We start from the raw sequence: 24,361 nt of genomic DNA, 5'->3' as shown, positions 1-24,361 counted from the left end.
ACTAACACATTTACTCTATATGAGTATGGAGGTACATATTATGAATAAAAAGGTTCTTTCCTTAGGTGTAATGCTTTCTTTAGTTACTACTGGTGCATTTGCCGCTGATGTAGTAACTACATCCGTTAACAACGGAGACCAATTAAGCAAATATCAAAAAGAAGCTATTCAATTAACACAAAAGCAATTAGCAGAAAAATCTGTTTTAGATAGTAAAACCTATGAACGTACATTAGCTTTAAACGAAGCCCGTACGGTTGATTTAGCATTAGCTAATAATCGTACAGCTAAGCAAACTAAATGGGGTTATGAAGCTGCTAAATCTGCAGTAAGCCAAGTAGCAGCTGGTAAGAATCCAAGTGTTAGTTATGGTTGGAGTGCTCAAAAAACGGGCGGTGACACAGGTAGTGGCAAATCTGGTAGTCATAACTTCTCCATTAGTGCGCCTGTATTCAATCCACAACTCGATGCAAGCATTGATTCTGCACGTTATACTCGTGAAGGTACTGGTGCTAGCTATGAAGAGGCTTTACAACAAGCAAAATATGATGCTCTTAACGGTTATTATACATTGATTATGAGCCGTAATATGGTAGATGTAGCACAACAAGCTGTTAAAGATTATCAAGGTCATGTAACCAATGTAGAGGCACAGTATAATGTTGGTTTAGTGGCGAGCTCCGATGTATTGGCCGCTAAAACAAATCTTGATGATTCTCAAACATCTCTTGTAAAAGCGCAAAATGCTGCAAATTTAGCAGAGGCGAACTTAAATCAAGTTATTGCATACCCTGCACAAACAGCTATTACTACAGCAGAGCATGATTTACAATATAAACCATATAATGTAACTTTGGAGCAAGCGAAAGCATATGCTATGCTTCATCGTTCCGCTCTTGTTAAATCAGCTCTTGATGTAAAATCTGCGGAAGAAGCTGTAAAATCTGCTAAGGCGGGTTATTTGCCTACGGTTGCTGTAAAAGCTGGTCGTGGCTATGGTGATCCAGATGGTTACTTTGGTACAAGTACAAAGTCCTGGAGTGTTGGTGCTAGTGCTACTTGGAACTTATGGGACGGTGGTGCAACACAAAATGCTATTAAAAAAGCAAATGCACAACTTGAACAAGCAAAAGAAGCTAACTTGGCAACTGTTGATGCTGTATTGTTAGCTGTACAAAAAGCATACTTGAATTTACGAGCTGCTGAACAAACAATCCAAAGTACACAAACTGCAGTCGCACAAGGTCAAGAAAGTTTCCGTATTGCTACGCTTCGTTACCGTGCAGGTGTTGGTACGAACCTTGATGTACTTGATGCAGAAACTAAGTTGACAACAGCTCGTAATAACTATGTAGAAGCTCTTTACAATTACAATATTAGCATTGCGGCTCTTGAACAATTAACAGGCGTTCCATTGTCTACACCTGTAGGTCAAGGTGCTGAAGTTATTGCTAATAGTGGTGCTGTTGAACAATTGTCAAAACTAGGCGGCAATCAATAATATGATCTTTAAAAAGACGACTTCGGTCGTCTTTTTTCTTGTAATGGACATTATAGACAATGGGTGTTCTTGATAGGTTTTATAAAATTCACTCTGAAAATACTATAGTTATTACTGTGTCTGTGGTAAGATTAGTATATATATTTATATTATTCATAATGTGTATGGGAGTATCATTATGACCCGTAAAAAGTGGCTCCTTATCGGTGCAGCGATTTTAGGTTTGTCTGGTATTGTTGGTGCCAGCATCAATCCTATGGCTCAAACTTACATTGCACCTATGGTTAAAGAACAAGTAAATAATGTCATAAACGGATCTATAGACTATGATTCTCTCCGAATTAATTGGAATGGTGATGTTGTTCTAACAGATGTGACTATCAAAGATAGAGATGGTCATTTAGTTGGAACTGCTCAAGAGGTAGCTGTAGGAGTTAAACTATCTTCTTTGCCGAAGATTGTCGGTGGCAACACATCAGGGGCTACGGCTATTTCTAGTGTAATCGTTGAGGCGCCAGATTTTCATATATGGCAACTAGCTGATGGGTCGTGGAGTATAACTAAGTTAGTAAAACCATCCGATCCAAATAAGTCGGGTACTTTTGATGGCTCTGTGACTGTTAATGATGGTCGCGTAGCGCTACGTACTAAAGATGGAATAAAGAGGAATGTAGGAAATCTTGATGGGACTATGGCGCTTGATATGAGTGGCATGTCTAAAGGTGCCTTTACTGCTGATGTAGATGGTTCCGCAATTACCTTGAATGGCAAAATTGATATGAACAATGTATCTAATTTTGATCTCTTTGTACAAGCTGATGAAATTGATACTGCTGGTATTATGAGTTTTGTTCCACTTCGTAAGGATCTATCTGTAACGAGTGGTAAGTTACAAGATTTACATTTAAATCTTAAAAGTGAAGATGGCAAATACATTATGAGTGGTAATGTAGGCTTTAAAGGTTCAACAGGCACTTATAAACGGGGTAATACAATTTATAATATTACCGATGGCACGGGTCGCATTATGCTTAATAATGATCAAATCATTATTAGTCGTAGTTCTTGGAGGGTAAATGATCAAGTAACAAAGATCAATGGCTTAGTTACACTAGGCAAAGATGAAGAGTATTTAAATCTTAATGTTGTGGCCGATAAAGTAGATTTAGAGGCGATAACAGACGTCGGTGTTTCTGGTATTGTAGGTGGGCGTGCACATATTGGTGGCACGACAGTAGCTCCACGTGTAGATGCAACGATTGCTAGTGATGGTATTTCTTATAATGGTTACTATATTGATCGTTTACAAGGTGATATTGTATATGATAACGGTTTAGTTCGTACGGATGATGTGCGCCTATCAGTAGGCGAAGGTAGTGCAAAGGTTAAGGGCCAATATGTGGTTGATACAGGGGATTTTGATACTACTATAAAGATTCAAAATTTACCTTTAGGCACTTTCACAAAAGATATGACCTCACCGGTTACAGGTAATATCGATGGTGAGATGCGTATCTTAGGAAAAAATAATCAAGTTACAGATGTTGTAGGCGCTGTTGAAGGTCGCCAAATAGGCATTCGCGGTGTTGTAGTTGATACTGCAAAAGCTAACTTTACACATGCAGATAATAGTACAAATATGACCGTTGTAGGCACTATAGGAGATGGGGCGCTAAGCGGATATGGCTATATCCAAAATGGTAATATAGATGCCACTATTTCCGGTAATGCATTGCCATTGACCGCACTAAGTCCTATTATTGGTCAAGATGTTGATGGCACCTTGAATACCTCTTTTGCGATACAAGGTACATTGGATAATCCAAATGTAATGGGCACTGTATGGGGGCAAGAGGTACATTATAAAGGGGCTCGATTCAATAATATCCATGGAGATATTAAGCTAGATAACCATATTCTCACTATCACCAATGGACATATTGGTGATGGCGATGGGGGCTATGATGTTAATGGTTGGTATAATCTTAATACAGATGTGTTAGATCTAAATGCCAAGGCTCGGGCTGCTCGTATTGAAAATGTGATTCGTACTGTTACAGATGTTCCTATTACAGGTTGGTTTGAAACAGACAATCATATTACAGGGACGGCTGCAAATCCGATTATAGAAGGTCGTGCTCATTTGTGGGATGGTTCTGCTTATGGCAAACTCGTGACCAATGCGTTTGCAAAATATAACTATCAGAATGATACATTAGAGCTTTATAGATTTGATATTGAAGGTTATGGTGCAACTATCACAGGTGGCGGTACAGTATCTAAAGAAGCAATTAATATTGATTTTGAAGGCAAAAAAATTGATATGGGCAGATTGCTCATTAATACGGATTACAAAGTTGATGGTTTGCTATCTGGTCGAGGACAAATTACTGGATCTGTGGATAACCCTCAATTCAATGGCTATATTTCATCCGATGCCTTATCAGTTAATGGGGAATTATTGAACGATATTCATGGTCGTGTTTATGCAGATAAATCGGTTGTAAATGTGCAAGATTTCACCTTTGCTGAAGCCGATGGTGGTCGCTACACTGCTAAAGGTGGTATGAAGTTTGATGATAGTAGACAACTATTTGGTGTATTAGATGTTACTAATGGTAGCGTAAAGAATTTGCTAACCTTGCTAGACCGGTCCAATGAACACATTGATGGCAAATTAAATGGTTCTGTTGAAATCGGAGGTACACGCGACAATCCAAGCGTTAATGTAACAGGCAAGATTAATGATGTAAGTATTGATGAAAAGATTGTTGGTGATGCAACTATCGATGCAAGTCTTGCTAATCGTAAATTCAAAGTTACAACTTTGAAACTGCCTGTTGATGAAGGTCTCATTGCAATAGGCGGTACGATGGATCTTGATGGTCAAGCGGACTTACAGGTTGCATTAAAGGATGTTGATATAGTACCGTTCTTGCCACTTATGGGTAAGGATATTCAAGCTACTGGTTGGGTGACTGGCGTTGTAAATATCACTGGGGAAACTAAGAATCCTAAAGTAGAATTATCCGGTGCTGTAGAGTCGGGGTCCTTTAATGGTGTTGGTATTGATGAAGGTTTTGTATTGGCTACAATGCAAGATCAAGTTATTCAGATTCAACGAATTCAAGGTGCCAAAAGTGGGTATAAGCTAAGTGTCTATGGTAAGATTCCATTAGCGGCAATCTTTACGTCTGGGTATATTCCAGCAAATGATAGCAAATCTATGGATGTAACTATTGATTTTAACGAAGCAGATATGGCTGTTATCCCTCTTCTTACAACTAGTGTTAAGGAGGCAACAGGTCCGTTAAAAGGCACGGTTCACATTACAGGCACTATTGATCAGCCTGAAGCATATGGTACTGTATCGGTACGTAATGGTACGATGAAATTGGCAAGTGTAGAAAATCAAATTACTGGTATTGATGGTGACTTAATTTTCTCTGGTCAACAAGGTGATTTCCAATCCCGTATTAATATGGGCAAAGGCTCAGCTGGTTTGGCTGCTAAAGTAAATTGGTCTGGACATACTCTTACTAATTACAAGGCGGCAGTTCAGCTAGAAGACTTAGAGGTTCGCAGTGAATATGTAAGAGGACCTTTGAATGGTGAACTTTATATTGCTGACCGAGATGGATTGCCGACCCTTATTGGCACTTTAAATCTTGAAAAGATTCAATTCAAAATTCCTCTTTCCTTACAATCTAGTGAAAGTACCAAAGATATGGGGGTGGATGTTACTGTTCATGCGGGTAAAGGTGTACGTTTATATGATCGCACCTTATACAACATGTTTATCAGTGGCGATGTTCATTTTGGTGGATCCTTACAAAATCCAACTGCTAGTGGTCAATTCGATGTTAGAAATGGCACGTTTAAGTATTTGAGCCATGTATTTAATATTACAAAAGGGAATGCTCATTTCGTAGGTGGCTCTTATTTACCAAACTTACAATTAGAGGCTGAAACAAATGTAAGTAATTACACTATTATGCTTGGCGTAAAAGGGACAGTGGATCATATGGACTTATCATTGTCCTCTAATCCTACATTGTCTAGAAAGCAAATCATTTCCATGTTGACCTTCGGCCGCGGTGCAGATTCAAATAGTAGTACTTTGACAAATGAAGATGTGAATGCTGTGGCTACAGCAGGGCTTCAAATGTTTGCTTTTGGCTATGTACAAGATGCATTACAAAATACACTTGGGTTAGACCGCATCAATATTACAACAGGGTCAATTGATCCCGATGAGCCAACCAATAGGGATACGGCAAGTAATTATAATATTGAAATCGGTAAATATGTATTACCGAGAGTCATGTTGACTTATTCTCAAGGTATTAATAACAAACAAAATAAATATGGTATAGAATATTCTGTTAAACGAAACCTTAAGTTCACGGGATGGCATACATCAAAAGGGAACAATTATATAGGTGGTCGTTGGACACGTAGCTTTTAAGAGTATGGCTAGAATGTGTAAACCCCTTAGGTATGCACATTCTAGTCATATTAATTTCATAAAATTTGTTTAATATAGTACTCATTCCAAGCAATTTATGCTATAATGATAAAGATTTATTAGTCTTTATAAATAAGATGTAAACTCTTTATGGGGATGAGTTCTAGGAGGAATTTATGTTTAAACCAAAAGCTTATAAAAGTATGCTTGCAGCGTCCGTGTTGACCGCTGTCATGGGGACAGGCAGTGTATTTGCTGCTGAGGTACAAGCTGGCTATACTCCAGATTTAAATAGCACAACGACGACTAATGCTGCTACAGCAAATGATGCAGCTACTACAACTATACAAGATGAAACTGATGCAGCTATCTTAGCTGCTCGTGGTGATACGACTATATCTAGTGACGGCACTGTAGTAAAAGGTTCTGATGGAACTGTTACAGTCAATAATGCTGCTTTAAAAACTGATGATAAACAAGTAAAAATGGTATCTAAAACTACTGGTGGTACTGATCTTGATAAGGCTGCTGAAAATGGCCAAACTCAAGCTGTTACAACAGTAGAAGCACAATATGTCACATCTGCTAGTGCAGAATCTGTTAATCCTTACGTAGGTAAATTGATTACCGGTTTATCTATATCTGGCGTTACAGCTGAACAGCAAGCAAATTTGTTGCCAATTTTAACTGAAAAAGTTGGCGATGCCGTATCTGTTGATGGCGTATTTAAAGATGTAACTAATCTTGGTAATACTGGGTACTTCTCTGAAGTAAATCCTGTATTTACTTCCGTGCCTGAAGGCGTAAAATTGGACTTTGCCGTAACCGTAAATCCAGTTACTACTGGCGTTTCCTTTGAAGGTAATACTGTATATTCCTCCGAAGTATTGACTAAGTTCATGGATATTCAACCAGGTCAAGTTCTTAACTCTGTATCTGTAGGGCAAAAAGTCCAAGGTATTAATGCTGCATATGCTCGTGATGGCTATATGTTAGCACACGTTGATGGTGTCCGTGTAGATGACCAAGGCGTACTTCATATACACATTGTTGAAGGTATCGTAGAAGATATCATTCCAGCAGGTAACAAGAAAACTCGCAATAAAGTTATTACTCGTGAATTTGTTCAAAAGAAAGGAAAACCTTTTAATAAATTCTTGGTACGTCGTTCTGTAGAACGCGTATATAACTTAGGTTTCTTTGATGACGTAAACGTTCGTATGTTGCCAGGTGAACAAGATCCAAATAATGTAATTATTGAAATCGATGTATTGGAACATAAGACTGGTACCATTACATTAGGTGCTGGTTACTCTAAATCTGATGGATTGATGGGCATCGTTGAGTTTGGTGAAGATAACTTCCGTGGTACTGGTGATAAATTTAAAGTTCACTGGGAAATCGGTGGTAAGAAAAAATATAAGAACTACCAAATCTCCTACTTGAAACCTTGGATCGATAGCAAAGGTACATCCCTTGGCTTCTCCTTCTTCAATCGCGAAGATGAATACACAGATTACAATGAAGATGGTAGTGAAGTAGCAGAATACAATAAGAAATCTCGTGGTTTCAATATTTCCTTCGGTCGTCAAACTGGGGAATATACTCGTGATTACTTGACATTAGAATCTCGTAAAGATACTTATAAATGGGATGATGATGATAGCTCTGGCTTCCGTTATGATAAAAATGCGGGTAAAGGTACAAACTGGGATAATGGTTCCTATAACTTTGCATCTGACAACTATGTAAAAAATAACTTCGGTCGCATTAACTCCGTAACATGGCAAAAAGTATACGATTCTCGTGATAATATCTATGAACCAACTCGTGGTCGTCGTATTTCCTATACTACACAATGGGCTGGTCATGGTTTAGGCGGTGACTTCGACTTCTATAAATTCACAGCTGAAGCACGCATGTATAAAAAACTTGGTGCTAAGAATGTATTGGCATTCCGTGCACGTGGTGGCTTTATTCAAGGTGATGCTCCTTATAGCCAATTGTTCACATTGGGGGGTGCTGACTCCTTACGTGGTTATGAAGATGATCAATTCCGTGGCAAGTATATGTACAATGCTACATTGGAATTCCGTTTCCCAATCGTTAAAAAGGTTAGTGGCGTATTGTTTACTGATATTGGTGATGCATGGGATGCACCAAATGTTACATGGTATAATAGTAAGAAAACCTTTAACTATGGCGTTGGTGCTGGTGTTCGTATTACAACCCCAATTGGTCCAGTTAAACTTGACTATGGTGTGGGTAAACACAAAAATAAATTCCACTTCAGCTTCGGCACACAATTCTAATATAGTAAATGTATATGGTGGAGGCCTCTTTTCTAAAGAGGCTTTCACCAATATCTCTATATGGCATCCTTTGATGCAGTGATTTAAAGAAATGAGGGCACTCTATTATGATGCGAATGATGAATAACAAGGCGAATGTAAAGATTTTTTCCATCGTCATTGCTGCTATTTTTATTGTTGGTATTGGTGCGTTAGCTTATACGCAAATGGCTTCGCCTAGTAGTAATAGTGGGACTAGTACTATTGGGGTTATCGATACATCTCGTATGTTGTCGCAAGATAATCCAATTTATATCTCTGCAGCTCAAGAATATATGAGCTATCAAAGCCAATTACAACAAGAAACGCAAGCTAAAATTGATGCAGCACAAGATGATGCTACTAAACAAAAAATTGCTGAAGAAGCTCGTCAAAACCTAGCTAAAAAAGATCAAGAAATTGCTAAATCCGTTCAAGATAAAGCTATGGAGGCTGCAAAAGCGGTTGGTGATGCTAAAGGTCTTAGCGTTGTCATGACTAAAGACACTGTACTATACGGTGGTGTTGATATTACAGATCAAGTATTGAAAAAACTAGCTACTGATGCAAAAAAATAAACTGTAGTTCTATGTAAGGGAGAACGACAATGAACGGGAAACAACGATATATAGGACTAGTCATATTTCTCGTTGCTGCAATAAGTGCTATGGTTTGGGCCTATGGTTTTGTAACAAATCACCAACAGGGTCCTGATGGCATGTCAATAGGTGTTGTACGCATTGATGATGTACTAGAGTTTAATCCATCCTATGCGGATTATAAACAAGCCAAAAATGAACTGGAACTTTTACAACGTCAATATGAACTTGAACAACAAGCCTTAAATGCCAAGTCAGAGACACAAGATAAACAGTTGAAAACGCTTGCACTGGATTCAACCTTGTCAGATGCTCTTACGGTCGAATTGCAAACTCGTATTGCAACAAAAGAGAATGAACTAAATCAGCAATTAAATGCAAAGCGCAATGAATTGACTCAAAAGTATTTAGCTGAGTTAAAGGTTAGTACTAATGAATATGATCTGGAAATCGTAAACCTTCAACTAGACTTATATGCCTATGATGCACGTGTATATATAGATGATGCACAAAGAGCAGCGGCTATGGCTGAAAAAGCTAAAAAAGAAGAAAGATTAAAGGACTTATTAGCTAAGAGAAAACCATCGGATTTCGATGTAAATTCAATTAAAGCAAGGGTACAGGCTGAGCTTGCTCCAATGCAACAAAAAGGGCAGGAAGAGCTCAATCAATACGCTGCATCCCTACAGAAGGAATTAGCTGAGAAACGAGACTCTATGGTACAACAACAAGCACAATCCATCATTGCTAATAATAACCTGCCTGTGGCGCAAGAGTGGAATGATACATGGGCAAAAAAACTTTCAGATAAAGAAGCTGAAGTGAGTGCACTTCATGAGGCTATTTTAGAAGATGTTCGTATGCGTGTAACAATTATTGCTGAGGAACAACATTTAGATTTAGTCATCATCGATGATGGTGGTAATATTAAAGGGCTTGATATTACTGATGCAGTGAAGGCGTCTTATCGAGTTCAATAAGGAGTTATATTATGAATAAACGTATTAAATCTTTAGTATTAAGTGCAGCTTTAGTAGCTTCTATGGCTATCTTAGGTGGTTGTGGTTCTAACAATGTTGGCTATGTGGATAGCGTGAAAGTAGCAAATAGTACTGAAAAAGGTATTGAAATTACTAAAGAGATTAACGCTAAAAAAGCGGAATTAGATGCTAAAATTGCTGCTGCTGATGAAGCATCTAAACAAAATGTATTTAACCAAGCGAATCAAGAATTAAATGCCTTTGCAAATGCAAAAGCACAAGAATACCGTCAATATCAAGAACAAAAAATCAATGAACTTGTGAAAGAAAAAAAACTTGATGTTATTATTGAAAAAGGCGCTGTTGTTGGTGGTGGCTCTGATGTAACCGATGATTTGATCACAAAAATGGGTAAAGCTTCTGACGATCAAATCAAAGAAGTTGAAAATGCGGCTAAAGCCCAAGAGCAACAAGATGCTCAGCAAAATGCACAGCAAGCAGATCAAGCTACAACAAGTACAACTGAAGCTGCACAATAATTGAGGATTACCACAGGGGGAGGAGTTTGCCTTGGAAAAAACTTTACAGGAACTCGCAAATTTAGTAAGCGGTCAACTTATAGGGGATGAGTCTATTGTCATTACTGAGACACGTAGCTTTGAACAAGCGGTAAAACAATCCATAACTTTTGCAATTGGTGAATATGTTGAACATATTGCGTTATGCCAAGCGGGTGCTGTTATCGTTGAATCAGAAGTAAAAAATGCACCGATGGCGCAAATCGTAGTTGATAATGCAAAATCTGCATTTGCCCAAGTGCTAGAAGTATTCCATCCACCTGTTGTAGTTCCCCGTGAAGTGCATAGTACTGCTATTATTGGCAAGAATGTTACACTTGGTAAAAATGTAGCTATTGGTGCCTATTGTGTTATTAATGATAATGCTGTTATCGGTGATAATGTAACGATTCGACCTTATGTATATATTGGTCATAATGTACGAATTGGGGAAGATTCTGACATCTATGCGGGTGCTATCGTACATGAGAACTGTATTTTGGGTAAACGCGTTGTATTGCGTGCTAAAGCAGTTATCGGTGGTGAAGGTTTTGGTTTTGCCACAGAAAATGGTATTCATACGCATATTCCTCAAGTAGGCAATGTTATTCTTGAAGATGATGTAGAAATTGGCTCTTGCACTACTATCGACAATGCTACAATGGGATCTACCTTGGTACGCCGCGGTACCAAAATTGACAATCTTGTTCACCTTGGCCACAATGTTGAGATTGGAGAAGATTGTTTCTTAATCGCACAGGTTGGGATTGCAGGTAGTACAAAATGTGGTAACCATGTAATCTTTGCAGGACAAACAGGCTGTACAGGTCATATTACAATTGGAGATAATGTACAATTTGCAGGTAAAACAGGAATTACTGGCAATGTGCCTTCTAATTCTGTTATGGCTGGGTATCCAATGAGACCTCATAAAGAGTGGCTAAAATTGGCTGCTTACGAGAATCGTTTGCCAGAAATGGTGAAAACTGTAAAACAATTACAAAAAGAAATTGACGCTTTGAAAGCACAGCTTAAGGAGAGCTAATAATCCATGTATAGGTTTATGAAAATCTTTAGTGCCTTTATTTGCTTATTACCTAAAGGTTTGCAATATGCTATTGGTACATTGCTTGGTGAAATTGCGTGGTTAGTGGTGCCACCTAAACGCAAGCGCCTGGCGATAGGCCAAATTTTATTCTGTAATATTACAGATGATCCTAAAGAAGCTCGACGTATTGCGAAAGCTAGTACTACACGCTTTGGCCGTATGATTATTGATGTATTGCGCTATCCTGAAATTAAAGATGGCGCATACAAAGATATGGTGGAGTTTATTAATCGAGAGTACTTAGATGATGCCTTAGAAAATGGTCGAGGTGCAATTTTAGCTGCTGTTCATAGTGGTAACTGGGAACTTTTAGGTGGCGTTCTTGCTTCTGAAGGATATCCGCTGATTTCTGTGGCTATGAAACAGAATGGTGATGCCGATAAGTTTATCAATGAATATCGTCAGATTATGCATCAACATGTGACCTATAAAACAGGTGTTCGTGAAATGATTAATGAACTAAAAAAAGGTGCATTTTTAGGCCTTATTATGGATCAGGACCCTGGTGATGATGGCGTTCTTGTACCATTCTTTGGCTATGAAACATTGACGGCTGCGGGGCCAGCTGTACTGGCTCGTATGCAAGATGTGCCTATTATTTTTGTAACCATACATTATAGCCCGTTTTCTGAGAAATATGAGATTGAAGCACATCCACCAATTTATGTGGAACGTACAGATGATAAAAAGCGTGATATAGCGGTAACAACAACTCGTCTAAATGAGTTTATTGAAGATTATATTCGACGATATCCTGAAGATTGGTTCTGGCTTCATAACCGTTGGAAATGGACTCGTCGTTTTTATGGTGAACAAATAGATACACCACCTGATGTTTTTCAATAGTTAATAATTTTAAAGAGATTTTGTTTATGCGATTGTGGAATCTTCAAGATGAAACTGATTCCTACTAGCATGGATGAAATCTCTTTTTATTTTATAACTTATAACTTAGTGTTTAAAAATAATCTATTAAAATTTTAAAGACTAAGAATAGTCTTTCCAATTAGCGTAATATATGGTAAATTTCTTGTAACGCCTATGCAAATAGGGTATAATACATATTGGTGTATAGTAAACGTGAATTCGGATTATGAAAGGACATTCTTATGAGTAAGCCACAACAAACAATAAAAAAGGCTGTTTCATATCAAGGGATTGGCCTTCATAGCGGTGAACCAGTACATATGGTTTTTAAGCCTGCACCTGAAGATACAGGAATTGTGTTTGTCCGTACGGACATTGAAGGGCATCCTTCTGTGCGAGCACACATTGATAATGTGACGAACACTATGCGCGCTACCACGCTGGAAAATGGTGAAGCAAAGGTATTTACTGTTGAACATGTGATGGCAGCGTTCAGTGCTATGAATATTGATAACTGTTATATTGAAATGGATTCTCCAGAACCTCCTGTAGGTGATGGTAGTAGTGCTATTTTTGTCAATCTTATTGAAGAGGCTGGCATTGAAGAACAAATAGCATCACGTCATATATACAAAGTGACTCGATCTCATGCTGTTTATGATGGGGATCGTTTTATTGTGATTTTGCCATATGATGGCTATCGCATGACTTTTACATCAATTAACAGCCATCCGTTGCTTGGTACGCAACAATGTGATTTTGAAGTATCGCCTGAGTATTTCAAAGCACACATTGGATCGGCTAGGACTATCGGATTTATGAAGGAATTGGAACAATTACAGGCCATGGGGCTTGCAAAAGGCGGTAGCCTAGATAATGCATTAGTCTATGATGATGAGAAATGTCTATCTATACCACGCTTTGAGGATGAATTAGTTCGCCATAAAGCATTAGATGTTATAGGGGATTTATTCTTGTTAGGACCGATTGAAGGCCATGTAATTGCTTTGAAATCGAGTCATGAATTAAATTCAAGATTGGCTCGCAGTATAATGGAAGAAATAAGGGAGACACAGCCATGATTCTTAATCACGAAGATATTTTAGAAATTTTACCTCATCGTTACCCAATGCTTTTGGTTGATCGCATTGTTGAGTTAGAACCTATGAAACGTGCTGTGGGTATTAAAAATGCTACATTCAACGAATTGTTCTTCCAAGGTCACTTTCCAGGGAACCCCGTTATGCCAGGTGTATTATTGACTGAAGCTATTGCTCAAGTCGGTGGTATTGCATTATTGTACCCTGAGGAAAATCGTGGTCTTACTCCTATGTTTACAGGTATTGATAAAGTGCGTTTCCGCCATCCTGTAAAACCTGGCGATCAAGTTCGCATGGAGGTAGATATTGTTAAAATTAAAGGTAAAATGGGCAAGGTTGAAGGCCGTGCCTATGTTGGCGACAAATTGTGCGCTAGCGGTGAATACATGTTTGCCCTTGTATAATAGAATGAGGAGTGATTGTAGTGATAGTTGTAGGCATGGAAAATGCGGAATCCAACATCCATAGTACAGCCATAGTCCATCCAAATGCTAAATTGGGCAAAGATGTAATCGTAGGTCCTGGCGCTGTTATCGGCGAACATGTCGAGATTGGCGATGGCACACAAATCGGTGCACATGTTGTAATTGGTGGTTGGACAACCATTGGTAAGCGTTGTGAAATTTATCCTAACGCATCTATTGGGTTGGAACCGCAAGATTTAAAATTTAAAGGCGAAAAAAGCTATTGTAATATTGGCGATGAAACGGTTATTCGTGAATTCGTAACTATTAGCCGCGCTACTGGTGAAGGTGAAGAAACACGTGTAGGCAATAATTGTTTACTTCAAGCCTGTACACATGTGGCTCATAACTGTATCGTTGGTAATAATGTAATAATGAGTAATTGTGCTGGTCTTGCAGGGCACGCTATCGTTGAAGATCGCGTGGTTATTGGCGGCCTTGCAGGTATTCATCAATTTGTTAAAATCGGTCGTAATGCAATGGTTGGCGGGATGGCTAAGGTGGTACAAGATATCCCACCTTACGTAATTGCTGATGGTCAACCGGCACGTGTTATCGGTCTAAACTCTGTAGGCTTATCTCGTGCAGGAATTTCCGAAGATGTACGACGTGATTTGAAACAGGCATTCCGTATTATTTATCGTTCTGGATTCAGCTTATCTAAGGCGATTGAAGAAATGGAATTACAATTGGATTCTTCCGTAGAAATTGAAAATTTATTACGCTTCCTACGCAATGCTGATAGGGGAATTATGCGTACTCGTCGCGACTAATTATGAGGACCTCGTACAATGTACGAGGTCTTTTTGTGTGCATTATCACTAGTTGAGTTTTATATCAATGATTAATTTACATTATATTTTTATATTTATAGAAAAGTTTTGATAGATATAATCGTAGATTTTTTAGTGCTTAAAAGGAATAAGGGAATTATAATAAAATGATGAAGAAAAGGGCATAAACCATGGCTTTTTAATGGTAAAAAGTAGCTATTTATAGTACAATATATTGTATATGATTATGTCTATTTTTAGGCCTTTTCATAGGGAACTTGAAATTACTAATTGATATATAGGCCGTGAGGCCATCTAGGAGGTATAGTCTTGGCAAAGGTAGGATTAATTGCGGGCATAGGTGTTTTGCCTGTAGAATTCATGCGTGCCGCTCATGTATTGGGCCACGAGGTGGTTGTTATCGGTGTGGTACCTGATATAGACCCGGCTCTAAAGGCTGAGGCTGATGCTTTCTACGATATTGGTGTTGCTAAACTAGGTAAAATCTTCAAAACCTTGAAAAAAGAAGAGGTTGAAGAGTTAACCATGCTTGGGAAAGTTACTAAAGAGATTCTTTTTAAAGGTCTTACGTTTCCTGATTTAAAAACATTAGGTGTTTTAAAGCGTCTTAAAAATCGTAAAGATGATACGATTATGCTTGCCATCGTTGATGAAATAGAGCGAGAAGGCTTTAAAGTATTAGATCAAACCGTATACTTAAAACCATTTATGCCAAAGGTTGGAGTGCTTTCAAAAGCACAACCTACAGATGAGCAATGGGCTGATATTTGTTTTGGTTTTGAACTAGCTAAACAAATGGGTGCCCTTGATATAGGTCAAACTGTTGTTGTTAAGCATAAGGCGGCCATGGCTATTGAAGCTATTGAAGGTACTGATAAGTGTATTTTACGAGGTGGTGAGCTCGGCCGTGGGGATGCGGTTGTTGTTAAAACCGAAAAACCAAATCAAGATGTACGCTTTGATGTGCCGGCAGTAGGCATAAAAACGCTCATGTCTATGATTGATAGTGGTTGTAAGGTACTAGCTGTAGAAGCGGAAAAGACTATTTTCGTACAACAACAAGATGTGCTTGATATGGCAGATCGTCATGGTATTGTTATCTGTGCTGTTGACCAAGAATTTGTAAATTCCAGAAAGGATGCATAATGAAAGTCATGTTTTCCGCCGGTGAAGCTTCCGGCGATACTCATGCGGCAAGTGTAGCCAATGCATTGAGAGAAATAGATCCTTCTGTAGAAATGTTTGGTATGGGTGGCACCTTGATGGAGCGTGCTGGTGTTCGTATCGTGTATGATATTAAGAATCTTGGTGTCATTGGTATTGTAGAGATTGTGAAATCATTGCCAAAATTCTTTAAGTTGCGCACGTATTTGAAACGCGTCATGATGAAGGAGAAACCAGATATTCTCGTTTGTGTAGATTACCCAGGTTTTAATATGAAATTAGCTGCGGTGGCGCATGAACTGGGGATTCCTGTTTTGTATTATATTGCTCCAACGATTTGGGCATGGCATAGTAGTCGAGGTAATACAATCCGTAAGTATGTAACTAAGGTAGCATCTATCTTTCCATTTGAAGCTGAAGCATATCGCAAGTATAAATGTAATGTAGATTTTGTAGGGCATCCTTTACTCGACATCGTACATCCTACGATGACTAAGGATGTGGCCGAAGCATACTTTGGGGCTCGCAAAGAGGCTAAAAAGATATTGCTCATGCCTGGCAGTCGTAAACAAGAGGTTTTATCCTTACTTGATACGATGTTAAAAAGTGGTGAGCAATTGATGGCGAAGCATGAAGATATTCAATTCTTCTTGCCTCGAGCACATACAATTGATCGAAGTGAGCTAGAAGAGTTTATCGATGTTCATAAGGTGCCTGTTACGATTACGGAAGACCATACATATGACTTGATGCAGATTTGTGATGTGTGCCTTGCTGCATCAGGAACGGCTACATTAGAAACGGCGATGATGGAATTGCCAACGGTATTATTGTATCGTGTATCTCCAATTACGTATGGTATTGGTAAGATGGTTGTGAATGTAACACATGTGGGCTTGCCTAATATTGTAGCGGGTAAAGAAGTCATTCCCGAATTATTACAAGATGCTGTCACTCCAGACGCAATTGTGTCTTTGGTAGAACCATTGCTCAGCGATGTAGACAAAAATGAAGCTATGCGCAGTGAATTGCGCGAAGTACGTCATAAATTAGGTGAGCCGGGTGCAGTAAAACGGGTAGCACATCTTGTATATAATCTCGGTAAGGAGAAATGTAATGAATAGTTATTCTAGGCTCTTATACTTTGTAAAGCCTTATTATAAGCGAATGCTTTTTGCAGTATTCTGCATGATTGTCGCTGCTGCTGCCTATTTGGTAGTACCTTGGCTAATTAAGAATGTAGTAGACCAAGTATTAGATGAAAAGAATATGTTTATGTTGAACCTTATTGTAGGTGCTATTATACTCATTTTCCTAATTCGTGGCTTTGCTACCTATGGTCAAACTTATAACATGTCCTACATCGGACAGCGCGTGATTATCGATGTACGTGAGGCTATTTTTAATCATCTACAAAAATTAAGCTTATCCTATTTCGATCGTCGTAAGACGGGCGTTATCATGAGTAATCTTACAAATGACGTAGCTGCATTGCAAACGGCCGTGGTAGATAATTTGATTTCTTTTATCACTGAATCTGTAACACTTATCGGTTCCTTGGTGTCCATGCTTCTCATTGACTGGAAATTGACGTTAGTTACTTTTATTACGGTTCCCGTAGTTTTAGTGATTATCAATGTTTTTGGTAAGAAGCTTCGCGTGGCGGGGCACGATGTCCAAGGGCGTGTAGCTGATATTACGGCACTTTTACAAGAGGTAATTAGTGCAGTTCGCGTTGTAAAATCCTTTGCTCGTGAAGATTTTGAGCGTAAGCGCTTTGAAGACGAAAATGATCGCAATTTTAAAGCAGTTATCAAAGCTACTAAATTGACTAGCTTGTTAAGCCCAATGGTTGAGTTTTCTGCGGCAATCGCTGTAGCGGTCATCCTTTGGTACGGTGGTTACTCCGTAGTAACAGGTGCTATTACTGCAGGCTCTTTGATTGCTTTCTTGATTTATGCTATTAACTTGTCAAATCCCGTAAAACGTTTGAGTCAAGTATATGGTAATATTCAAAAGGCGTTGGCTGCTGCCGATCGTGTATTTGAAATTTTAGATACTAAAACAGATGTTGTGGAGAAACCTGATGCTATTACATTGCCTGCTATTACCGGCAATGTGGAGTTTAATGATGTTTCTTTCTCCTATGATGGAGAAAAGACTGCCTTAGAAAACTTTACCTTGTCAGTTAAGGCTGGCGAAAGTGTAGCCCTTGTTGGACCATCTGGTGCAGGTAAGACAACTCTCGCTAACTTACTACCTCGTTTCTATGATGTAACCGGTGGTTCTATTACAATTGATGGTTACGATATAAAAGATGTTACTTTTAAATCTTTGCGTGAACAAATTGGTCTTGTACCACAGGAAACCGTATTATTCAATGCTACAATTAAAGAGAATATCTTGTATGGCCGTTTAGATGCTACTGATGAAGACGTTTATGAAGCGGCTAAAGCGGCTAACGTACTTGAGTTCGTTGAGAAGATGCCTGATGGTCTCGATACAATTGTAGGCGAACGAGGCAGTTCATTATCTGGTGGACAACGTCAACGCGTTGCCATCGCACGCGCTATTTTAAAAGACCCTCGTATTTTAATTCTAGATGAAGCTACATCTGCTTTAGATACGGAGAGTGAAAAACTTGTGCAAGAGGCGTTAGATCGCCTTATGAAAGGGCGTACGGCATTTGTTATTGCCCATCGATTGAGCACTGTTCAAAATGCTCATCAAATTGTTGTACTCAATCAAGGCCGCTTGGTAGAGCAGGGGACTCACCAAGAGCTATTAGCTATTGACGGCGGATTGTACAACCATCTTTATTCCGTTCAATTCTCCAATAAAGGATAACCATGTACTGGATATATAACGTATTGCTCATATTCTATTGGATTGGCTTGATTCCGGTTATTTTATACCGACTTGCCTTTGAAGATGGATTTTATGAGCGTATCAAACAGAGTGCAGGCTATATGCCAGCTTCACTATTAAAGAAAATTGAAGGGCGTCGTGCTATTTGGATTCACGCCGCTTCTGTAGGGGAAATTGTGGCTACCAGTCCATTGGTAAAAGAAGTCAAAAAGGAGTTTCCTGAAGCTGTTGTGGTCGTGTCTGTAGTTACTGCTACTGGTCATGCTATGGCTCATCGTATCATTCCTGAAGCCGAAGGAATTATTTTCTTTCCCCTTGATTTACCATATTTAACTCGTAAAATTTTACATATTATTAAGCCGATTACTATTTTACTTGTAGAAACTGAAATCTGGCCAAACTTCTTGCGTATCGCCGAATCGGAAAATATTCCAGTTATGATGGTTAATGGACGCATTTCAGATCGCAGTATGAAACGTTATAAGTATATCAGTGCTTTTACGCGTGAAATGTTACGTTCTATTGAGCGTTTCTGCATGCAGTCCAAATTTGATGCGGCGTATATTGAAAGTTTAGGTGCTCATACACCTGATATTACCGTAACAGGTAATATGAAATACGATCAAACATATGCCACCGTATCATATGAAGAAAAACAAGCTCTTCTCGATGAATTTGGCTTTGGGAATAATCATCCTATCATTATTGCAGGTAGTACTCACAAAGGTGAAGAAGAGGCTATTTTTGAAACTTTCAAGCAAGTATTGAAAGCGTATCCACAAGCTCGTTTATTGATTGCACCTCGTGAGATTTATCGCGGTCATGATGTGCAAAATATTGCAAAGCGTTATGAATTGAGTGCTATTTGTCGTAGCGATATGAAGGAGCCTGTTCACGAAGGCATTCCCGTTGTTGTTTTAGATACCATTGGTGAACTTGGACGACTGTATAGCTTAGGCGATATTATCTTTGTTGGTGGTTCCCTTGTTAAAACTGGAGGCCATAATATTTTGGAACCAGCTGCACATGGTAAGCCAATTTTGGTTGGGCCTCATATGTTTAACTTTAAAGAAATTTTCGCCTTATTAAACTCTCGAAATGCTTGTGAGCAAGTGAAGAATGGAAAAGAGTTAACCGCTATGGTCTTGTGTTTATGTAAAGATAGAGACTTGGCTAAAAAGATGGGGCAAAACTGCCTGGATATCATTAAAGAAAATCGTGGTGCTACGCGACGTAATACACAAGAGTTGCGTTTGCTATTTGAGAAACATCAAATTATTCCGTAGTAAGACTAAATTTGTAGATTAGTTTACTGTATTACATAATAGGAGGCGTCACCTATGAGTGGGGAAGCATTATTCAAATCCATCGTTAGTGGTGAAGATCAATCCGTATTAGGTGATATAGCTCGCTCCAGTTTAGGCCTTTTGAGTAAAGGTTATGAGAAAGCTGTATCAATACGCAATGCTCGATTTGATGAGGGTAAAGGCGTTACGAAAGTTACGGTGCCTGTAATCAGCGTTGGCAACATTACGGCTGGTGGTACTGGAAAAACACCGATGGTGCGATTTATTTGTGATGTGCTTACTCAGAAGGGCCTTCATCCTACTGTTCTTAGTCGTGGGTACCGTGCAGAAGATAATAACAAAAATATTATTATTTCTAAAGACGGAACAATGCTTGTAGAGCCATCTATCAGTGGTGATGAGGCTTGGTTACTGGCTAAGGTTTTACAAAAATCCAATGTAATTATTGGACGTGAACGTTCCAAATCTGCAGAAATCGCTATTAATGAGCTAGGTGCCGATTGTCTTATTATGGATGATGGATTTCAACATCGTGCACTAGCAAGAGATATTGATATTGTACTAATTGATGCATCCAATCCGTTTGGCTATGAACATGTGTTACCACGGGGACTATTACGTGAACCCCTTAGTGGTTTACAGCGCGCGGATATTATCGTTCTTACTAAGGTTGATCAAGTAGCACCAGGTATTGTATCCGGAATTCGAAAGCGATTAACTCAGATGATTCCCAATATACCTGTCTATGAAACAACACATAAACCGCAATTTATGTACACCTTAGATGAGTGGGCTAATGGTTCTGTTGGGGCTTCTGTAGATGCTTACAAGGAACAACGTATTATGGCTGTAAGTGGAATCGGAAACCCTCAATCCTTTACACAAACGTTAACTGATGTAGGGTATAACGTTGTTCATACCTTGCCATTTGGAGATCATCATGACTTTTCAAATGATGATGTAGTTGAGATTTGGAAACAAGCATTTGCTCATCAAGCTGATGCTATTTGTATTACAGAAAAGGATGCAGTTAAGTTAAGTCAGTTGCATGCAATTGAAGACTTAAAAATACCGATTCTGGTGCTATCTATAGGGATTGAATTTATTTCTGGAAAACAAGAATTCATAGAAAATTTAGAGATTTAGTGTATAATAATAAGATACACGAATAACAGAAATGGGGTTTTATCGTGAAGTTTGGATGTGTTATTCCTGCGCGTTATGGTTCTACAAGATTACCGGGCAAACCATTAGCTGATATTGCAGGTAAACCTATGATTGAACGGGTTTATGCAAGGGTATCACAAGCTACAAAGACAGTATGTACAATTGTAGCCACTGATGATAACCGCGTATATTCTGCAGTACAACAGTTTGGGGGAACTGTTATGATGACAGATCCTAATCACCCTACAGGAACGGATCGATTAGCAGAGGTTGCTAGTCATTATACAGACTTAGATGTTGTTATCAATGTCCAAGGTGATGAACCGATGATTGATCCAAATCTTATTGATGACTTGGCACGTCTATTTGAGGAAGATCCAAACTTGCAGATGGCCACAGTAGCTACTCCTTTATTAGAGGAAGAGTACGAGGAGCCATCAGCGGTAAAGGTCATTTTAAATAATCGTAATGATGCGATGTATTTTTCTAGATCTTTAATCCCATATCCTCGTCATGACTTTGTGCGTCCGCCACTAAAACATATTGGCATCTATGCATATCGTAGAGAGTTCTTATTAAACTACGCTAAGATGGAGCCAACTCCGGCGGAGCAAACAGAATCTCTAGAACAATTACGTGCTCTAGAAAACGGTTATACAATTCGTGTTATTCTAACAAATAAACGATTTATCGGTGTTGATACACCTGAAGACTTAGCTCGTGTTAATGCAATTTACGAGCAAGAGGAGAAATAAATGAAAACAGTTCAAATTAAAGATATTACAGTGGGTGGTGGCAAAGGTTTATTTGTCCTTGCAGGTCCATGTGTTATTGAGGACTATGACCGCACATTAGCTATCGGTAAACGAGCAAAAGAGATATGCGAACGTTTAGGTGTTCCTTATATCTTTAAAGCTTCTTTTGATAAAGCTAATCGCTCTAGCTTTAGTTCTTTCCGCGGACCAGGTCTTGAGGAAGGATTAAAAATGCTTGCTTCTATTAAGAAGGAACTCAACGTGCCCGTTGTCAGTGACATTCACTCTATCGAGCAAATTGAACCTGCTGCTGAAGTATTAGATATTCTACAAATTCCTGCTTTCTTATGCCGTCAGACTGATCTTGTTTACGGCGCTGCTAAAACTGGTAAATGCGTAAATGTTAAAAAAGGTCAATTCATGGCTCCTAAGGACATGGAAAATGTTCTAAATAAAATGAAAGAAACAGGTAATGAAAATCTTATGCTTACCGAACGTGGTTTTAGCTTTGGTTATAACAACCTCGTAGTTGACATGAGATCCTTCCCAATTATGCGTTCTTTCGACTATCCTGTAATCTTTGATGCTACTCATAGCGTTCAATTGCCAGGTGGTGCAGGAACTAAATCTAGTGGTAATCGTGAATTTGTACCAAATTTGGCACGTGCGGCTGTGGCTAGTGGCGTAGATGGGTTATTCTTTGAAGTACACGATAATCCTGAGGAAGCATTGTCTGATGGTCCTAATATGTTGTATTTAGATCAATTCGAAGCTGTGCTTCGTGATTTAGTAGCTATTGATAAAATCGTAAAAGGTTAGGGGCGGTATTTGTGACTATTTTAGAACAAGCGGCACAGGTGCTTCATGAGGAAGCTCGTGCTATTGAAGAATTAAGTTCTCGTTTGGATCACAATTTTGTAAATGCTGTAAATATGATTTTGGCTTGTAAGGGCCGTGTAGTATGTACAGGAATGGGGAAATCTGGTCATATTGGTCGTAAAATTGCGGCTACCTTGGCTAGTACAGGGACACCGGCACTTTTTATGCATCCTGGTGAAGGCGTGCATGGTGATCTTGGTATGATTACTGAAGATGATGTAGTGTTAGCATTTTCTAATAGTGGTGAAACAGGAGAAATCATTAGTATTTTGCCGTCTCTGCGCCGCATAGGAGCTAAATTAATCTGTGTTGTAGGGAAACCAGAGTCTACATTAGCAAAAAATTCTGATATTGTATTGTTGGCAGAGGTAGAACGAGAAGCTTGCCCATTAGGTTTAGCACCTACTACAAGTACTACTGTTGCCCTAGCACTAGGTGATGCGTTAGCAGTATGTTTATTGGAACGCCATCATTTTACTCCAGAAAACTTTGCTGTATTCCATCCAGGTGGTTCCTTAGGTCGCAAATTATTGTTGACTGTAGAAAATATCATGCATGGTGGCGAGGATAATCCAACAGTATTTAAAGGGGCTACCGTTCGTGATGCACTCTTTGTAATGACAGAAAAAGGTTTAGGTGCTACAAATGTTATTGATGAAGAAGGACATTTGTTAGGTCTAGTTACTGATGGTGATGTGCGTCGTGGACTTGATTCTGGCAGCAATTTTTTAGAATGGCCCGTAGAGGATATGATGACGTCTATGCCGCGTACGATTACAAAGGATAAACTGGCCGCAGAAGCGCTTCATTTGATGGAGAAAAATCAACCTCGCCCTATCACCGTATTACCTGTGGTTGATACTAATAATGTATGTCTTGGCATTGTTCACATTACGGATTTATTGCGTAGAGGCATTGTATAATGAATATTCAATGGATTGTTCTCGATGTTGATGGAGTTTTATCAGATGGCACTCTAATTTATACATCGACTGGAGAAGAGCTCAAAGCCTTTTCTGTAAAAGATGGTTTAGGCTTGACTGCGGCTCGTAAATCAGGGATAAAGTTAGCAATTATTACGGCTCGTGTATCTCCTATGGTAGAGCGCCGTGCAAAGGAATTGCATTTTGATGAACTTCTTATGGGGCATGCTAATAAAACTGAAGCATTAAGAGCTCTTTGTAAAAAACATCAAATCGACTTAGCTTCGGTTGCTTACATGGGTGATGATCTTAATGATTTAGGAGCTCTTCAACTCGTAGGTTTGCCGATGGCACCAAACAATGCGGTATTAGAGGTTAAATCAATAGCTAAATTTATTTCTACCGTCAATGGTGGACATGGTGCTGTTAGAGAGGCTGTAGAATATATCTTGAAGAATCAAGGTTTATGGGATTCTGTTGTTGCAGATTATGCGCGAGAGGCCCATGCTCATGGACAATAAAGGAGGTGG

The 24,361-nt window shown here is 38.9% G+C and carries 20 protein-coding genes; all 20 read left to right on the top strand.

Annotated features, from left to right (window positions below; all coding sequences use genetic code 11):
* The first annotated feature begins 40 nt into the window (after positions 1 to 40).
* A complete protein-coding gene (locus tag KH286_RS07330; protein ID WP_004695458.1) occupies positions 41 to 1,501 on the top strand; it encodes a TolC family protein in 1,461 nt (486 codons plus the stop codon).
* 178 nt (positions 1,502 to 1,679) lie between these two features.
* Positions 1,680 to 5,969 carry a translocation/assembly module TamB domain-containing protein gene (locus tag KH286_RS07325; protein WP_058948507.1) on the top strand — a complete coding sequence of 1,430 codons (4,290 nt, stop codon included), beginning with the start codon at positions 1,680 to 1,682 and terminating at the stop codon, positions 5,967 to 5,969.
* Positions 5,970 to 6,145: 176 nt separating this feature from the next.
* The gene (locus tag KH286_RS07320; RefSeq protein ID WP_278617794.1) at positions 6,146 to 8,281 is read left to right on the top strand and encodes a BamA/OMP85 family outer membrane protein; all 2,136 of its coding nucleotides are present in this window, start codon (positions 6,146 to 6,148) and stop codon (positions 8,279 to 8,281) included.
* A gap of 107 nt (positions 8,282 to 8,388) precedes the next feature.
* Positions 8,389 to 8,877, top strand: coding sequence for an OmpH family outer membrane protein (locus KH286_RS07315; RefSeq protein WP_004695463.1), 489 nt, complete (start codon positions 8,389 to 8,391; stop codon positions 8,875 to 8,877).
* Positions 8,878 to 8,906: 29 nt separating this feature from the next.
* Positions 8,907 to 9,878, top strand: coding sequence for a hypothetical protein (locus tag KH286_RS07310; RefSeq protein WP_278617793.1), 972 nt, complete (start codon positions 8,907 to 8,909; stop codon positions 9,876 to 9,878).
* 11 nt (positions 9,879 to 9,889) lie between these two features.
* Positions 9,890 to 10,417 carry an OmpH family outer membrane protein gene (locus KH286_RS07305; protein WP_004695467.1) on the top strand — a complete coding sequence of 176 codons (528 nt, stop codon included), beginning with the start codon at positions 9,890 to 9,892 and terminating at the stop codon, positions 10,415 to 10,417.
* Between the two features lie 31 nt (positions 10,418 to 10,448).
* A complete protein-coding gene (gene lpxD, locus KH286_RS07300; protein ID WP_024061013.1) occupies positions 10,449 to 11,480 on the top strand; it encodes a UDP-3-O-(3-hydroxymyristoyl)glucosamine N-acyltransferase in 1,032 nt (343 codons plus the stop codon).
* A gap of 6 nt (positions 11,481 to 11,486) precedes the next feature.
* Positions 11,487 to 12,389: a lysophospholipid acyltransferase family protein gene (locus KH286_RS07295; RefSeq protein WP_060919866.1), complete on the top strand. Its 903-nt coding sequence runs from the start codon at positions 11,487 to 11,489 to the stop codon at positions 12,387 to 12,389.
* A gap of 263 nt (positions 12,390 to 12,652) precedes the next feature.
* On the top strand, positions 12,653 to 13,492 hold the full coding sequence (gene lpxC / locus KH286_RS07290) for a UDP-3-O-acyl-N-acetylglucosamine deacetylase (RefSeq protein WP_004695472.1): 840 nt from the start codon (positions 12,653 to 12,655) through the stop codon (positions 13,490 to 13,492).
* The gene (gene fabZ / locus KH286_RS07285) at positions 13,489 to 13,914 is read left to right on the top strand and encodes a 3-hydroxyacyl-ACP dehydratase FabZ (RefSeq protein ID WP_004695477.1); all 426 of its coding nucleotides are present in this window, start codon (positions 13,489 to 13,491) and stop codon (positions 13,912 to 13,914) included. Before lpxC ends, fabZ begins: the two co-directional genes overlap by 4 nt.
* Before the next feature lie 20 nt (positions 13,915 to 13,934).
* Positions 13,935 to 14,747 carry an acyl-ACP--UDP-N-acetylglucosamine O-acyltransferase gene (gene lpxA / locus KH286_RS07280; protein WP_004695481.1) on the top strand — a complete coding sequence of 271 codons (813 nt, stop codon included), beginning with the start codon at positions 13,935 to 13,937 and terminating at the stop codon, positions 14,745 to 14,747.
* 330 nt (positions 14,748 to 15,077) lie between these two features.
* Positions 15,078 to 15,914, top strand: coding sequence for an LpxI family protein (locus tag KH286_RS07275; protein WP_004695483.1), 837 nt, complete (start codon positions 15,078 to 15,080; stop codon positions 15,912 to 15,914).
* Positions 15,914 to 17,056 carry a lipid-A-disaccharide synthase gene (gene lpxB / locus KH286_RS07270; protein ID WP_008715788.1) on the top strand — a complete coding sequence of 381 codons (1,143 nt, stop codon included), beginning with the start codon at positions 15,914 to 15,916 and terminating at the stop codon, positions 17,054 to 17,056. The genes KH286_RS07275 and lpxB overlap by 1 nt, the downstream gene beginning before the upstream one ends.
* On the top strand, positions 17,049 to 18,779 hold the full coding sequence (locus KH286_RS07265; RefSeq protein WP_004695487.1) for an ABC transporter ATP-binding protein: 1,731 nt from the start codon (positions 17,049 to 17,051) through the stop codon (positions 18,777 to 18,779). Before lpxB ends, KH286_RS07265 begins: the two co-directional genes overlap by 8 nt.
* Before the next feature lie 2 nt (positions 18,780 to 18,781).
* Entirely contained in the window at positions 18,782 to 20,086 is a 1,305-nt protein-coding gene (locus tag KH286_RS07260; RefSeq protein WP_278617792.1) for a 3-deoxy-D-manno-octulosonic acid transferase, read from the top strand.
* A gap of 54 nt (positions 20,087 to 20,140) precedes the next feature.
* The gene (gene lpxK, locus KH286_RS07255) at positions 20,141 to 21,253 is read left to right on the top strand and encodes a tetraacyldisaccharide 4'-kinase (protein WP_278617791.1); all 1,113 of its coding nucleotides are present in this window, start codon (positions 20,141 to 20,143) and stop codon (positions 21,251 to 21,253) included.
* 44 nt (positions 21,254 to 21,297) lie between these two features.
* A complete protein-coding gene (kdsB, locus tag KH286_RS07250) occupies positions 21,298 to 22,029 on the top strand; it encodes a 3-deoxy-manno-octulosonate cytidylyltransferase (protein ID WP_004695494.1) in 732 nt (243 codons plus the stop codon).
* The gene (gene kdsA / locus KH286_RS07245; protein ID WP_004698452.1) at positions 22,030 to 22,848 is read left to right on the top strand and encodes a 3-deoxy-8-phosphooctulonate synthase; all 819 of its coding nucleotides are present in this window, start codon (positions 22,030 to 22,032) and stop codon (positions 22,846 to 22,848) included. It abuts the gene before it with no gap.
* 11 nt (positions 22,849 to 22,859) lie between these two features.
* Complete coding sequence (locus KH286_RS07240) at positions 22,860 to 23,831, top strand: KpsF/GutQ family sugar-phosphate isomerase (RefSeq protein ID WP_004695498.1); 972 nt, start codon at positions 22,860 to 22,862, stop codon at positions 23,829 to 23,831.
* A complete protein-coding gene (locus KH286_RS07235) occupies positions 23,831 to 24,352 on the top strand; it encodes a KdsC family phosphatase (protein ID WP_024061567.1) in 522 nt (173 codons plus the stop codon). The genes KH286_RS07240 and KH286_RS07235 overlap by 1 nt, the downstream gene beginning before the upstream one ends.
* Positions 24,353 to 24,361: the final 9 nt, after the last annotated feature.

The sequence above is a fragment of the Veillonella parvula genome, assembly GCF_018378075.1.
Lineage (GTDB): Bacteria > Bacillota > Negativicutes > Veillonellales > Veillonellaceae > Veillonella > Veillonella parvula_K.
This window is presented reverse-complemented; position numbering and strand designations above follow the sequence as displayed.

Excerpts from the sequence above, each read along its gene's own strand:
- KH286_RS07330 (WP_004695458.1), top strand. The coding sequence starts at position 41 with ATGAATAAAAAGGTTCTTTCCTTAGGTGTAATGCTTTCTTTAGTTACT.
- KH286_RS07325 (WP_058948507.1), top strand. The coding sequence starts at position 1,680 with ATGACCCGTAAAAAGTGGCTCCTTATCGGTGCAGCGATTTTAGGTTTG.
- KH286_RS07320 (WP_278617794.1), top strand. The coding sequence starts at position 6,146 with ATGTTTAAACCAAAAGCTTATAAAAGTATGCTTGCAGCGTCCGTGTTG.
- KH286_RS07315 (WP_004695463.1), top strand. The coding sequence starts at position 8,389 with ATGATGCGAATGATGAATAACAAGGCGAATGTAAAGATTTTTTCCATC.
- KH286_RS07310 (WP_278617793.1), top strand. The coding sequence starts at position 8,907 with ATGAACGGGAAACAACGATATATAGGACTAGTCATATTTCTCGTTGCT.
- KH286_RS07305 (WP_004695467.1), top strand. The coding sequence starts at position 9,890 with ATGAATAAACGTATTAAATCTTTAGTATTAAGTGCAGCTTTAGTAGCT.
- KH286_RS07295 (WP_060919866.1), top strand. The coding sequence starts at position 11,487 with ATGTATAGGTTTATGAAAATCTTTAGTGCCTTTATTTGCTTATTACCT.
- lpxC (WP_004695472.1), top strand. The coding sequence starts at position 12,653 with ATGAGTAAGCCACAACAAACAATAAAAAAGGCTGTTTCATATCAAGGG.
- fabZ (WP_004695477.1), top strand. The coding sequence starts at position 13,489 with ATGATTCTTAATCACGAAGATATTTTAGAAATTTTACCTCATCGTTAC.
- lpxB (WP_008715788.1), top strand. The coding sequence starts at position 15,914 with ATGAAAGTCATGTTTTCCGCCGGTGAAGCTTCCGGCGATACTCATGCG.
- KH286_RS07265 (WP_004695487.1), top strand. The coding sequence starts at position 17,049 with ATGAATAGTTATTCTAGGCTCTTATACTTTGTAAAGCCTTATTATAAG.
- KH286_RS07260 (WP_278617792.1), top strand. The coding sequence starts at position 18,782 with ATGTACTGGATATATAACGTATTGCTCATATTCTATTGGATTGGCTTG.
- lpxK (WP_278617791.1), top strand. The coding sequence starts at position 20,141 with ATGAGTGGGGAAGCATTATTCAAATCCATCGTTAGTGGTGAAGATCAA.
- kdsA (WP_004698452.1), top strand. The coding sequence starts at position 22,030 with ATGAAAACAGTTCAAATTAAAGATATTACAGTGGGTGGTGGCAAAGGT.
- KH286_RS07235 (WP_024061567.1), top strand. The coding sequence starts at position 23,831 with ATGAATATTCAATGGATTGTTCTCGATGTTGATGGAGTTTTATCAGAT.